Origin of the sequence: Actinocrinis sp. (genome assembly GCF_035946395.1) — a bacterium.
Taxonomy (GTDB): Bacteria; Actinomycetota; Actinomycetes; order Streptomycetales; family Catenulisporaceae; genus Actinocrinis.
Window position 1 is genome coordinate 14,149 of sequence record NZ_DASYZI010000402.1, and the last position, 12,988, is coordinate 27,136.

Annotated in this window: 11 protein-coding genes; 4 read left to right on the top strand and 7 right to left on the bottom strand. The window is 69.6% G+C overall.

Annotated elements, in window-relative coordinates; genetic code table 11:
* Positions 1–37: 37 nt before the first annotated feature.
* On the bottom strand, positions 38–2,098 hold the full coding sequence (locus tag VGS97_RS25320; protein WP_326856158.1) for a diguanylate cyclase domain-containing protein: 2,061 nt from the start codon (positions 2,096–2,098) through the stop codon (positions 38–40).
* Positions 2,099–2,365: 267 nt separating this feature from the next.
* Here VGS97_RS25320 and VGS97_RS25325 point away from each other — a divergent pair, with 267 nt between their 5' ends.
* From VGS97_RS25325 to VGS97_RS25340, 4 genes are read left to right on the top strand one after another with little or no spacing between them, the layout of a single operon-like run.
* Positions 2,366–3,343 carry a hypothetical protein gene (locus VGS97_RS25325; RefSeq protein ID WP_326856159.1) on the top strand — a complete coding sequence of 326 codons (978 nt, stop codon included), beginning with the start codon at positions 2,366–2,368 and terminating at the stop codon, positions 3,341–3,343.
* Positions 3,336–4,160 (top strand): hypothetical protein, encoded by an 825-nt coding sequence (locus VGS97_RS25330; RefSeq protein ID WP_326856160.1) that lies wholly within the window; start codon positions 3,336–3,338, stop codon positions 4,158–4,160. The genes VGS97_RS25325 and VGS97_RS25330 overlap by 8 nt, the downstream gene beginning before the upstream one ends.
* On the top strand, positions 4,160–5,071 hold the full coding sequence (locus tag VGS97_RS25335; RefSeq protein WP_326856161.1) for a hypothetical protein: 912 nt from the start codon (positions 4,160–4,162) through the stop codon (positions 5,069–5,071). The genes VGS97_RS25330 and VGS97_RS25335 overlap by 1 nt, the downstream gene beginning before the upstream one ends.
* Positions 5,072–5,082: 11 nt before the next feature.
* Positions 5,083–5,973, top strand: coding sequence for a hypothetical protein (locus VGS97_RS25340; RefSeq protein ID WP_326856162.1), 891 nt, complete (start codon positions 5,083–5,085; stop codon positions 5,971–5,973).
* A gap of 203 nt (positions 5,974–6,176) precedes the next feature.
* Here VGS97_RS25340 and gatB read toward each other — a convergent pair whose 3' ends face one another.
* From gatB to VGS97_RS25370, 6 genes are all read right to left on the bottom strand, one after another.
* Positions 6,177–7,679: an Asp-tRNA(Asn)/Glu-tRNA(Gln) amidotransferase subunit GatB gene (gatB, locus tag VGS97_RS25345; protein ID WP_326856163.1), complete on the bottom strand. Its 1,503-nt coding sequence runs from the start codon at positions 7,677–7,679 to the stop codon at positions 6,177–6,179.
* A 15-nt stretch (positions 7,680–7,694) separates the two neighbouring features.
* Entirely contained in the window at positions 7,695–8,003 is a 309-nt protein-coding gene (locus VGS97_RS25350; RefSeq protein ID WP_326856164.1) for a hypothetical protein, read from the bottom strand.
* Positions 8,000–9,508, bottom strand: coding sequence for an Asp-tRNA(Asn)/Glu-tRNA(Gln) amidotransferase subunit GatA (gene gatA / locus VGS97_RS25355; RefSeq protein WP_326856165.1), 1,509 nt, complete (start codon positions 9,506–9,508; stop codon positions 8,000–8,002). Before gatA ends, VGS97_RS25350 begins: the two co-directional genes overlap by 4 nt.
* A 3-nt stretch (positions 9,509–9,511) precedes the next feature.
* Positions 9,512–9,820: an Asp-tRNA(Asn)/Glu-tRNA(Gln) amidotransferase subunit GatC gene (gene gatC / locus VGS97_RS25360; RefSeq protein WP_326856166.1), complete on the bottom strand. Its 309-nt coding sequence runs from the start codon at positions 9,818–9,820 to the stop codon at positions 9,512–9,514.
* A gap of 258 nt (positions 9,821–10,078) precedes the next feature.
* Positions 10,079–12,124, bottom strand: a complete 2,046-nt coding sequence (locus VGS97_RS25365; protein WP_326856167.1) for a bifunctional diguanylate cyclase/phosphodiesterase — start codon at positions 12,122–12,124, stop codon at positions 10,079–10,081.
* A 485-nt stretch (positions 12,125–12,609) separates the two neighbouring features.
* Positions 12,610–12,988, bottom strand: a 379-nt coding sequence (locus tag VGS97_RS25370; protein ID WP_326856169.1) for a BRCT domain-containing protein, incomplete at its 5' end; no start/stop codon positions are given.

Consider the following 12,988-nt stretch of genomic DNA (forward strand, 5'->3'; position numbering starts at 1 on the left):
CAAGCGGATCTCATGATTGTCCTCACGGCTGCGTTGTTCACCTGGCCGTATCACGAGCACCGCCCGGGAAGGTGTTGCCGTCCATGTACGTCACGCCGTCCGCGTGCTCGACGCCGTCTGCCCGCGCCGACGGCATCGTCGGCGCGGGCCGATAGGTCACCACGCGGCCCTTGCCACCGGCCTTGGCCTGATACATCGCCAGATCGGCCTCTCGCATGAGCTCCGCGGCGGTGGCCCCGAGGCGCCAGAAGGCCACGCCGATCGACGCACCGACCACGAAGCGCGCGCCGAGCAGCAGGTAGGGCCGGGTGAGCGCGGCGTGCAGACGGTGCGCGACGTCGTGTGCGGTGCGGCCTTCCGGTCCGCCCTGCACGATGGCCGCGAACTCGTCGCCACCGAACCGGGCGACCGTGTCGCCGGTGCGCACCGAGCCGCGCAGCCGGGCAGCGACCTCGGTCAGCAGCGCGTCGCCGGCGGCGTGCCCGCCGGCGTCGTTGACCGCCTTGAACCAGTCCAGGTCGAGGAAGAGCACTGCGACCGGGTGCTTCGACACGGAACGCTGCACCAGCGCCTGTTCCAGGCGTTCGGCGAACAGTGCGCGGTTCGGCAGACCGGTCAGCGAGTCGTGGTACGCGGTATAGGCGAGCTGCTGCTGGAGAGCGACGCGGTCGCTGACATCCCGGCAGGTGAAGACGAGGCCGCCGCGGTGCCGGGTCAGCGTCGACTCGGCATGCCGCCACAGCGCGGTGCCGCCGTCGAGCGGCAGCGGCTGCGCTGCCCTGATCCGGCACTCGATCGCAGCCGAGACCGCGCTACCCGCGAGGAAGCGCTGCATCGCGCGCGCGACCGGCCGCCGGTCGTCCGGGTGCACGAGGTGGTAGAGCGAGGTGTCGGCCAGGCTCTCCGGCGCGTAGCCGAAAACGTGCAGGACCGCCGGGGAGACGTAGCCGAGCCGACCGCCCGGGTCGACGGTCATGATGACGTCACTGGAGCCCTGCACCAGCGAGCGGAAGTGGTCCTCGCGCACCGAGAGCTGCCGGGTCAGCCGCTGGTTCTCCAGCAGCGTGACCCCTTGGCGCACCACCAGCGCGGTCAGCACGGTCCCTCCGGTGGCGAGCAGCGCCGGGTGCACCCGGTGGTCGCCGTTCAGCCCGTCGACCATGATCCCGGCCAGACAGATCACTCCGGCGATGTACGGGAACAGCAGGCCGAGCAGGAACAGCGCGCGACGCAGCCCCGAGGCAAGCGACGCGTGCATCCAGTGCCGCGCCCGGTGCCGCTGTACGCCCCGGGTCCACACGCTCATCCAGGGCGCGACCGCGAGCATCAGATAACCGAGAAACCAGCCCGCGTCGAGCAGCTCGCCGGAGGTGTAGTCGGCGCGCACGGACGGAATGGTCCAGATCGCGTCCGAGACGACGATCACCGAGTACCCGGCGACCAGTGTGGCCATCGAGGCGCCGTCCCGGCGCCCGCCTTGAAAACGCAGCGCGATCACCAGGCTGACCAGCAAGATGTCGAAGACCGGATAAGCCAGGCTCAGCGCCACTCGCAGCGGGGAGCCGCCGTCCGAACCGGCCTCGTGCGCGAGGGCGACCGCCCAGCCGCCGGTGAACAGCGCCCCGGCGATCAGCACGCCGTCGAGCGCCAGTTTCAGCCAGCCGATCGCGGCGCCCGGACCACGGTGGTGCACGACCGTGCCGGCCATCGCGAACGGCCCGAAGAACAGGAACATCCAGTCGGCCACCGACGGCGACGGCGGCGCGTTGCGCAGCACGATCTCGTACCAGCCCCACACGCCGTTGCCGAGCCCGGCGACCAGTGCAGAGGCGGCGAACAGGAACCAGGACACGCGCAGCCGCCCGTGTGCCACCAGCGCCCGGCCCGCGCAGGAGACCGCGGCGAGCGCGGCGACGGCGGCCAGGCCGAAATCCCCCATGACGTCGGCCAGGGTGTACGGCGCACCCTCGCCGGGGCGGGTCGGCGAGCCCCAGTGCAACACCGAGCCGACCGTGTAGGCGCAGGCCAGCACGGCTACAGCGGAAACGGCGGCGGCTGCGCGTGCAGTCCCCGCCGGTCGGTTCCGGATGGCGGCCATCGTCCCGGTTCTGATCGTGCGGATCGGCACCGCGTGCGGTCCGGTGGCGCTCCCCTGTTCCGCGACGGCGACCCTTCACTCTACGACACTTGGCGGATGCCCTCGGTGATGAGTCAGAAGATCGGGCGCAGCATTCATCAATACGGGCGTGCGCGTGCAATCAATCAGGCGCTGTAGTCGCCGCGTCGCACACGGTGTATGAATGGTATGAATGGTTGGCCATCGGGTGGGGATCCCGACGGCCACATCTCCTGGGGGAGGAACGGGGTGCACGGGGTGGACAATGCCTCGTCGCTGCCTCCGGATGGTCCGCACACGGACGCTCCGGAGCAGGACATCGATCTGACAGACGGCGCTCAAGCGCCGCAGCAGCCGGAAACGGCGATCACGGCCCACATCGCCACCGAGATGACGGCGGGCGTCGTGACGGATGCCGCAGCCGAGGCCACGGCCGCCTCGGCACCAGCCGCCGACACGCCGGACACCGCGTCGGACGCGCCGCGTAGGCAACGTCATCGAGCGCTGATCGCCACGGCGATCGGCGCCTCGTACGTTGCGCTGGCGGCTGGCACCGCCGCAGCCGTCGTCGCTGTAGCGTCGCCGGCACCGGTGAACGTCGCCGCGCTCGCGTCGACCTCAGCGAGCCCGGCTGCGACCAGTCCGTCGTCAGCCAGCGCCTCAAGTACCGTGCGCGTTTCCGCCTCACCGTCCCCGTCGCCGAGCCCGCGCTCGACGGTGGTCGGATCGGTACGCGACGGCGTGCACCGCGGCGACCTGCGCTACTTCCTGCTGCCGCCGCCCGAAACGCCGGGCTCGGTGCAGGGCGACCCTGACGGCACACGCGAGGGCCTCGACGACATTCTGAAGGAGTACGGCGGAGACTCGCAGGTCAAGTCCGCGCTCGAACAGTTGGGCTTCAAAGCCGGCGCCACACGTACGTATCAGGACAGCGATTTGGGCGCGAACGTGAGCGTCGAACTGCTCCAGTTCGACTCGGGCGACAACGCGAACTCCTGGCTTCAGGGCTTCCAGCTGAACGGAAGCGACTGGACGTCGTTCTCGATCCCCGGCGAGCCGGGGGCGATGGCACGTGAGAAGCACACGGACGGCCTCTACAGCCTGATCGGCGTCTATACCGAAGGCGACACGTTCTACCAGGTCGACGTCTATGGCTCGCAGTCCCTGCCGCAGGCCGACCTGTCGAATCTGATGATCGCCGAGTACGGCAGGCTGTCCCATGGCTGACGAACCGGCTGAGGAAACCGCGATGCTTGCCCCCGGCAAGCCCCTGCCCGAGCCGACCGAACCCGAGGCAGCAGTCGTGCCCGAAGCGGTCGCATCCGAGGCAGTCGCATCTGAAACGGTCGCAGACACCGCACCGAAGAAGAAGCGGACGATTCGGACCCGCAGCCTGTTCGCGGGAGCGCTCGCCCTCGGTTTTCTGGGTGGCGTCGCCGGCGGTTACACCGTGCAGGCGCTGCGTAAGCCGACTCCACTGCCTCCGCTGAGCGTCGCCCAGCCGGTCTACCCGCGCAGTCCACTGTACGTCGGCACGCGGCCATCGGCGCTGCCCGCGAACGTGGACGATGCGACGAACACTGATGGGGACCTGGCTGCGCTGCTGCTGCCCACGCCGTCCGGCGCGAAGGCGACCTTGGACGATCACCGGTATATGAGCCTGATCGACGAGGCCGGCACATGTGATAATTCGGCGGGCTGCTTTTCCACCAACGTGATCGACGGCGTCGCGCGGATCGCCGACACCGCCTGGAACCTCAGCGACGGCACCTACGTCGAGATCCGGATCTTCCAGTACCAGCCCGGAAACTCGAACTGGCCCGCCGTCGACCTGACCACGTTCTCCGGCCGAAACAAGCTGACGCTGCCCACCGGAATCGCCGCGGCCGGATACGAATACGTGGACAACCACGACGAGAACGACGACCACGCGATCGCCATACACGGTGACCTGGCCGTCTACTTCTGGGTCACGTCCACCACGCGCGTGCCCGATCCCGCGATCATCAATGACCTGATCACGCGCCAGATGGCGAGGCTGTGATGGAATCGGAGACGCAGACCGGCACGTCCGGGACGGCGGCCGAGCACGAGAGCCAACCACCCTACCTACCCGCACCGCACAACCCGCTCGCGCCGAACCCGCCCACGTGGCTCGCCGCAGACCCGGCCCCAGCCCCAGCCCCGGCCACATCAGCCACACCGCCTCGCCGATCCTCACCCGGCAGGGTGCTGATCGCGGCGGGGGCCGCACTGTCCATCGCAATCGGCGCCGGGATCGGCACGTACATCGTCAAGCAACGCCAGCACCGCAACGACCAGGCAATCGCTGTAGCCCAGGCCGCGCAGGCCGCAATCTCCACGCCGGTGACCGGTGGCGTGCGATTCGACGGCTCGCACTACGGCTCGCTGTTCGCGTACCTGCTGCCGATCCCAAACGGTTACACGCCGGGACCGGACGACGGGAACTACGGCGACAACAGCTACACCAGCGCTGCGCAAGTCACCACGCAGCTTGAGGACCTGCTGTCCGGCATCCCGAAATCCGATCTGTCGAGCGCGAAGGGCGTGCTGGCGAACACCCACCTCAAGGGGGTCGCCGTCCGCACGCTGTCGACCAGTTCGTCGAACTCGACCGAGGTCGTGTCGATCGAACTGCTGCAATTCGACGTCAAGGACGCCAAGAGCGCCGCCGACGACTTCGACAGCCTCGTCTCCGACCTCAACGTGTTCCGCACCGGACCCCCGGTGCCCGGCTACGGCCGTGCGAAGTGCGTGCTCCCACCCGGACTCGGCAGCGACCAGCTCGACGAGATGCTGTGCGTCGCCTCCAGCGGTGACGTCGAGGTGGTCGTCGATGCGCAGGGCGAGGCGCCGCTCGACATGAACTCGATCGCAACGCTGGTCGCGCAGCAGCTCGACCGGCTCAAGACCTCTCAGACCATCGACCGGTGAGACCTCAGACGATGACTGACACAGGATCCTCCGACCCGGCCCGGTTCGACGCGGAGCCGGTCAACGCGGAGCAGAACGAAGCAGCACGAGTCGAAGAAGCACAGGCCGAGGCTACGGCGATCGAAACGGCGCAACTCGAAGCAGCGCGGATCGAGGCGGCCGCACGCCGCTCACGCGCGCGTCGCAACGCTCTGCGCTGGACCGGCGCCGCCGCCCTGGCACTCGCGATCGCAGGCGGCATCACGTACGCCATCAGCGTTCCACAGCGCACGGACATCCCCGGTCTGAGCACGGCTTCCGATGGCCGCTACGCCTTCCCGACGCTCGCACTGCCGACGCTGCCGGCCGGGCAGCCGGTGCCCAGCGCGTCGGCCAACCAGAACGCGATGCAGCACCTAGCCGACATCAGGCAGCTGCTGTTGCCTCATCCGATCGGCGCGACCATGCCCAGCGCGGGGGCGAGCGGCTGGTTCGACAACGCGTACAGGCTCTTCAACAGCTCCAGTACCAAGGTCACGTTCGCCCAGTACGGTCTGCGACACACCGCGACAACCTCGTGGACGACCGCCGACGGCGCGACCACCAACATCTATCTTCTTCAGTTCGCGGACGGCCCGGCCGCGGCGAACGCGTCAAAGGACCTCTCGGTGACCAACGGCGACCACGTCTCGCTGTCCGCCGCGCTGAGCGCCGTGCCAGCCGGGAGCGTCTCGAAAACCGTGAGCCCGACGACCGATGCGAGCGGCGACTACTCGGTAGTCACCACGGCAAGTAAGGCGACCCGATACGGCGCGTTCGTCTCGGGCGACGTGATCGCGCTGGTGATCCAGTCCGGTCCGGCAAGCCAGCCGCCAGCGTCCTTCCTACAGACGGTGACCTTGCAGGCGGAGCTGCTTCAGTAGACGGATCGAACCACAAAAGCACCGCTGCCCGGGCAGACTCGACTTGGCAGACTCGACCGGCCAGACTCGACCGGGCAGCGGTGCGTCACAACCGCAGTGACCACACCGCCTGCTCCCGCCGGCTTCCGTGCCCCACTCCTGCTTCCGCGGCCCCTGATTCCACGACCTCGCCGCAGCGTTCAAGCCGCGGCGTCCGCCTCCGATCAGGACAGGCGGCTGAGCACCAATTCGCGTACACGTGCGGCGTTCGCCTGGCCGCGGGTCGCCTTCATCACCGCGCCGATGAGCACTCCGGCGGCGGCCTGGTTGCCCGCGCGGATCTTGTCGGCGACCTGCGCGTTGGCCGCGATGGCCTCGTCGATCGCCGCGAGCAGCGCGGAGTCGTCCGAGACCACCTTCAGGCCGCGGGCCGCGACGACCGCGTCCGGGTCGCCCTCCCCCGCGAGCACGCCCTCGACCACCTGCCGGGCCAGCTTGTCGGTCAGCTCCCCCGCCTTGACCAGCGCGACGATCCGGGCCACCTGATCCGGGGCGATCGGCAACTCGGCCACCTCGACGCCGCGCTCGTTCGCGATCCGGGCCAGCTCGCCGGTCCACCACTTGCGTGCCTGGTCCGCCGCGGCGCCCGCGTCGATGGTCGCCACGATCGCTTCCAGCGCCCCCGCGTTGACCACCGACTGCATGTCGAAGTCGGAGATGTCCCACTGCTCGGTCAGCCGGCTGCGCCGGACCGCCGGGGACTCCGGCAGCGTGCCGCGCAACTGCTCAACCCACTCGCGCGACGGCGCGACCGGTACCAGGTCGGGCTCGGGGAAGTAGCGGTAGTCCTCCGCCTCTTCCTTCACCCGCCCCGACGTGGTCGTGCCGTTGTTCTCGTGAAAGTGCCGCGTCTCCTGCACGATCTTGCCGCCGGAGGACAGCACCGCCGCGTGCCGCTGGATCTCGAAGCGGGCCGCGCGCTCCACCGAACGCAGCGAGTTGACGTTCTTCGTCTCCGAGCGGGTGCCGAACTTCGTCACGCCCCTGGGCCGTAGCGAGAGGTTCACGTCGCAGCGCATCTGCCCGCGCTCCATCCGCGCCTCGGACACGCCCAGAGCCCTGATCAGCTCGCGCAGCTCCGTGACATACGCACGGGCGACGGCCGGGGCGAGGTGCCCGGGTACCTCGATCGGCTTAGTAACGATCTCGATCAGCGGGATACCGGCCCGGTTGTAGTCGACCAGCGAGTATTCCGCGCCGTGGATCCGGCCGGTCGCCCCGCCCACGTGGGTGGACTTGCCGGTGTCCTCCTCCATGTGCGCCCGCTCGATCCCGATCCGGAAGGTCTGCCCCTCGACCGAGACGTCCAGGTATCCGTTGTACGAGATCGGCTCGTCGTACTGCGAGGTCTGGAAGTTCTTCGGCATGTCCGGGTAGAAGTAGTTCTTCCGGGCGAACCGGCACCACGGCGCGATCTCGCAGTTCAGCGCCAGCCCGATGCGGATCGCCCACTCCACCGCGGTGCCGTTGACCACGGGCAGCGAGCCGGGCAGGCCGAGGCAGGTCGGGCAGACCTGGGTGTTCGGCTCCGCCCCGAAGACGGTCGGGCAGGAGCAGAACATCTTCGTGCTCGTGCCCAGTTCCACGTGGACCTCAAGGCCCATCACCGGCTCGTACCGCTCCAACGCCTCGTCGAAGCCGAGCAGTTCCTCAGTCATGACGGTCATCTCGGGTGCGTCCTTCTACCGCTCGGCGGCGGCGAGCGTCAGCGGCTCGGCCAGTTCGGGGGCGGTGGTCGTGTCGGCGTCGGTGGCGCGCATGGTGCGCACGGCGATCAGCACGGTGACCGCGAGGACCGCGGCGTTCAGCGCGCCGAGCAGGAGCGCGAGCTTGTCGTCCTTGGTGCGGGCGTCCCGGATGGCGCGGACCGCGGTGACGGCGCCGGCGACCTGGGTACCCGCGAACACGGCGCGGCCGATCCTGCCCCTGGGGACCTTGACGAGCGGCTTGGCCTTCTTCGCCCGCTTCGCCTCTCTGGACTGCTTGCTCACAGCGCCGGGACCTCCTCCAGCATGGGGTGCCCCCACCGGTCGGTCAGCGCGGCCTCCAGCGCGGCGCCGACCCGGTAGAGCCGGTCGTCCTTGAGCGCGGGGGCCAGGATCTGGAAGCCGACCGGCAGGCCGTCCTGCGGGGCCAGGCCGCAGGGGATCGACATGCCGGCGTTGCCGGCCAGGTTGGTCGGGATCGTGCACAGGTCGGCCAGATACATCGCCATCGGGTCGTCGGCGCGCTCGCCGATCTTGAAGGCGGTGGTCGGGGTGGTCGGCGAGACCAGCACGTCGGCCTTGGCGAAGGCGGCCTCGAAGTCGCGGATGATCAGGGTTCGCACCTTCTGCGCTTGACCGTAGTAGGCGTCGTAGTAGCCGGACGAGAGGGCGTAGGTGCCGAGCATGATCCGGCGCTTGACCTCCGGGCCGAACCCGGCCTCGCGGGTGGCCGCGGTGACCTCCTCGGCGCTACGGCTGCCGTCGTCGCCGGCCCGCAGGCCGTACCGCATCGCGTCGAACCTGGCCAGGTTAGAGGAGCACTCGCTCGGCGCGATCAGGTAGTAGGCGGGCAGCGCGTAGTCGAAGGAGGGGGCGTCGATCTCGACGATCTCGGCGCCGAGCTCGCGCAGCAGCTCCACCGACTCGTGGAAGCGCTGCCGGACGCCCGGGGCGTAGCCGTCGCCGTCGAACTGCTTGACCACGCCGACTCGCACGCCCTTGACGCCTTCGGTGGCGCCGCGGCGTGCGGCCTCGACCACCGGTGGGACCGGTGCGTCGATGGAGGTCGAGTCGAGCGGGTCGTACCCGGCGATCACCTCGTGCAGCAGCGCGGCGTCGAGGACGGTGCGCGCGCAGGGACCGCCCTGGTCGAGCGAGGACGAGAAGGCCACCAGGCCGAAGCGGGAGACGCCGCCGTAGGTTGGCTTGACCCCGACTGTGCCGGTGACCGCGCCGGGCTGGCGAATCGAGCCGCCGGTGTCGGTGCCGATGGCGAGCGGCGCCTCGAAGGCCGCCAGGCTGGCCGCCGAGCCGCCACCGGAGCCGCCGGGGATGCGTTCCAGGTCCCAGGGGTTGCGGGTCGGGCCGTAGGCCGAGTTCTCGGTGGAGGAGCCCATCGCGAACTCGTCCATGTTGGTCTTGCCGAGGATCACGACGCCGGCTTCGCGCAGCCTGCGGGTGACCGTCGCGTCGTAGGGCGGGAGCCAGCCTTCGAGGATCTTCGAGCCGCAGGTGGTCGGGACGCCGCGGGTGGTGAACACGTCCTTCAGCGCGAGCGGCACGCCGGCCAGCGGGCCGAGCGGTTCGCCCTTGGCGCGCTTGACGTCCACGGCGGCCGCGGCGACGAGGGCGCCTTCCGCGTCGACGTGCAGAAAGGCGTGCACCTTCTCGTCAACCTTGGCGATCCGGTCCAGGTGCGCCTGCGCGACCTCTACCGCGGTCAGCTCCCCGGAGGCGATCGCCGCAGCCAGGTCGGCGGCGGTACGGCGGGTGACTTCGACGTTGGACACCTCTTACTCCTCCCCGAGGATGCGCGGAACCCGGAACCGGTCTTCCTCGGCGGCGGGCGCCTGGGCGAGCACCTCGGCGCGGTCGAGGATCGGCGTGCCGGCCGGGCGCACCACGTCCGCGCGGAAGACGTTGGTCAGCGGCTGCGGGTGCGAGGTCGGCGGCACGTCCCCGGTCGGCAGTTCGCCGACCCGCGCCACGGCGCCGACGATCGCGTCGAGCTGGCCGGCGAAGTGGTCGAGTTCGGCGTCACTCAGTTCGATGCGGGAGAGCTTGGCGAGGTGTGCGACCTCCTCGCGGGTGATCGAGGGCATCCGGGACCTTCCTGACGGACAGTTAGATGCTGGGCTCTTCAAAACTCAACCGTAGCCTTGTGGGCCGCTGTGGGCCCGTCCGCCACTGCGCGTCGGCCGACCCTGCGCCACCGGTCACGGTCGAGTTCGAAGAGAGTGATTCTGTCGCTGACGACAGGAGCCATCGTAGTCGGCGGACGACCATAGGCCCCGCCGGATTTCTCGGGCTGTGGATAAAGAGGGCGTGCGGATTGGTGGCCGACAGTTCAGCGCACGAGATCAGCGCACGAGGTATGACTCGCGCTCCGGCCCGGCGGAGCGGCCGTTGAGCCAGCGGGTGGCCTCGTGCGCGGGCAGCGCCTTGGCCAGCAGCCAGCCCTGCGCGGCGTCACAACCCAGCGCGGCGAGGCGGTCCCAGGTGACGTCGTCCTCGACGCCCTCGGCGACGACGTGCAGGCCGAGCGAGTGGGCCAGGTCGACGGTGGAGCGCACGATGGCGGCGTCCTCCGGATCGTGGGCCAGCCGGGCGACGAAGGACTTGTCGATCTTGATCTCGTTGACCGGGATCTTGCGTAGAAGGACGAGAGATGAGTAGCCGGTGCCGAAGTCGTCGAGGGAGAGGCGTACGCCGAGCGCCTCCAGGCCGCCGAGCGTGGCGGCGGCGCGCTGCGGGTCCTCCAGCAAGACGCGTTCGGTGATCTCCAGTTGGAGCGCGGTGGGCGGCACACCGTACTTGAGCAGTCCGGCCTGGATCGCCGGGACGAAGCCGGGCCAGTGGATGTCGCGCATCGAGACGTTGACCGCGACCGGCACCGCGAGCCCCGAGCGCCACCAGCGCGCGGTCTGCGCCAGGGCCTGGTCGACCACGTACTCGGTCAGTTTCGGCATCAGCCCGGTCTGCTCGGCCAGCTCGACGAACTCCTCCGGGTTCACCGCGCCGCGGGTGGCGTGCTGCCAGCGCACCAAGCCCTCGAAGCCGACCACCTGCCCGGTCGCGAAGGCCACCTTCGGCTGGTAGTGCAGCTGGACCTCGCCGGCTTCCAACGCCCGGCGCAGGTCGCCGAGCAGGGCGAGCCGGTCGGGGGTGTTGCGGTCGCGCCCGGCCTCGTACCGGGCGACCACCGAGCGGGACTTCTTGGCCAGGTACATCGCCACGTCGGCGCGCTGCAACAGCTGCTCGAACTCCTCGGCGTGCTCCGGGTAGAGCGCGACGCCGACCGACACTTCGAGGTCGAGCGTTATCCCGTGCATGGGGAACGAGTCCGAGAAGGTGTCGGCCAGCCGCTGCGCGATCTCCACCGCTTCGGCCTCGTCGGCGACGTTGGGCAGCAGCACCGCGAACTCGTCGCCGCCGAGCCGCGCGACGGTGTCCTCCGGGCCGACCGCGCAGACCAGCCGGGTGGCGACGACGCGCAACAGCTGATCACCCGTCAGATGGCCGAGAGTGTCGTTGACCTCCTTGAACCGGTCCAGGTCGAGCAGCAGCAGGCCGACGAGCCGCCCGGTGCGCGCCGCCTCGGCCAAGGCCTGCTCGCCGTGTTGGCGCAGCAGCTTGCGGTTGGGCAGCTCGGTCAGCTCGTCGTGGTTGGACTCCCACTCGCGCTCGCGGCCCGCCTCGGCGTTGCCGTGCACGATCAGCAGCACCGGCACGAAGAGCGGCAGCAGCCACGGATCGCTCAGCGCCACCGAGCCGACCAACGGGGCCAGGACCACCATGGCGCCGGTCGCGCGGAACTGGTGCGACCCCTCGCGCCGGATCAGGTCGGCCACCGGCACACCGCGGGAGAGCGACAGTGCGACCCAGACGAACAGGTGGTTCGCCACCGCGTACACGATGCCGGCCACCACCAGCGCGAACGCGCGGTGCCAGCCGAGCGCGAGGCCGAACGCGATCGGATGTCGGAAGAAGAGCCCGAAGGCCAGGCCGCCGAGGGCGAGCGAGAACGAGTACTGAGTGACGTTGAAGGAGGTACGCCACCAGGCGTGCCGATTGGCGACCCCGGACACGATCACCGCTGCGGCCTGCGCGATCACCGCGGCGTGCCAGCCGGACAGGCTGATCAGGCCGAGCGAGAAGGCGACCGCGGTGGAGGACCCGTCGTGCTCGTGCCGGGCCAGCACGGGGCGCAGCTCGCCGATGACGACGAGGAAGCCGAGCAGCCACGCCGCCCCTGAACCCTGTAGGCGGCTGACGCCGATTTCGTGAACGAGGCGGGCCGCGGCATAGCCGATGACGCAGACGCCCGCCACGTTGATGGCCGTGAGATAGGCCCGGAAGGCGAGCGGGCGCGCGAAGGCGTCGGTCCGGTTCACCGCCTCCGCCATCCGCCCTCGCCGTGGTCTCTCGCGCATCCCTGTTGCCGCCGCGCGGCCGTCAGGGAGCCCGGCCGCGGTCCCGGGCAGCTCCGACCGGTTCCGACCGACCCAGGTTATTCGTAACGCTCGTACTCATGCGAGGGCTTGCCACGGATCGTGACTCAAACAGGCCGGATTGATATTGGCAGGATTACGCCGCCCCTGACGGGGAACTTCATATCGCGGACAGCTTATCTGACATGTCATCCGCCACGCCGCCATCCTGGTCTTATGAAGTTAGCCTGAAGTTAAGCGTGAGTGTAGAAGTGTAGAGCAGTCAACCTGACGCGCCGTCCAGTAGCTGCCACAGCCGCCACAGTCCCTTGGGCAGCGCGCCCCTGGACACGACATCCCTGGACACCACGCCTTGGGCACCGCCTCTTGGATGCCGCCTCCTTGACGCTGTGTCACATAGGCACTGCGTCACGTAGGCACCGGCTCTTGGCACGGCCTTTTTAGGCGCCGTCGGCGCCGTCGGCACTGTCTGAGCTGTCACTCTCGTCACGCTCTGCGCCATCGCCACCGCCAGCCGCCGCCTCCGCAGGCGGACCCTCCTCAAGCAGCCGACGGAAACCCTCCTCGTTGAGCACCGGAACACCGAGTTCGACTGCTTTGTCGTGTTTCGAACCCGGATTCTCTCCGACCACCACGTACGAGGTCTTCTTCGACACGGAGCCGGACACCTTCGCGCCTGCGGCCTGCGCGGCGTCCTTGGCTCCATCGCGGGTGAAGCCGGTCAGCGTGCCGGTGATCACCAGGGTGAGCCCGGCCAGCGGTTTCGGCCCGGTGTCGGCCGGGACCGAGGGCGAGACCCCGGCGGCCAGCCAGCGGTCG

What these genes read in the sequence shown, in the direction of transcription:
- VGS97_RS25320 (WP_326856158.1), bottom strand. Translation starts at nt 2,098, where the DNA reads ATGGCCGCCATCCGGAACCGACCGGCGGGGACTGCACGCGCAGCCGCC.
- VGS97_RS25330 (WP_326856160.1), top strand. Translation starts at nt 3,336, where the DNA reads ATGGCTGACGAACCGGCTGAGGAAACCGCGATGCTTGCCCCCGGCAAG.
- VGS97_RS25335 (WP_326856161.1), top strand. Translation starts at nt 4,160, where the DNA reads ATGGAATCGGAGACGCAGACCGGCACGTCCGGGACGGCGGCCGAGCAC.
- VGS97_RS25340 (WP_326856162.1), top strand. Translation starts at nt 5,083, where the DNA reads ATGACTGACACAGGATCCTCCGACCCGGCCCGGTTCGACGCGGAGCCG.
- gatB (WP_326856163.1), bottom strand. Translation starts at nt 7,679, where the DNA reads ATGACCGTCATGACTGAGGAACTGCTCGGCTTCGACGAGGCGTTGGAG.
- gatC (WP_326856166.1), bottom strand. Translation starts at nt 9,820, where the DNA reads ATGCCCTCGATCACCCGCGAGGAGGTCGCACACCTCGCCAAGCTCTCC.
- VGS97_RS25365 (WP_326856167.1), bottom strand. Translation starts at nt 12,124, where the DNA reads ATGGCGGAGGCGGTGAACCGGACCGACGCCTTCGCGCGCCCGCTCGCC.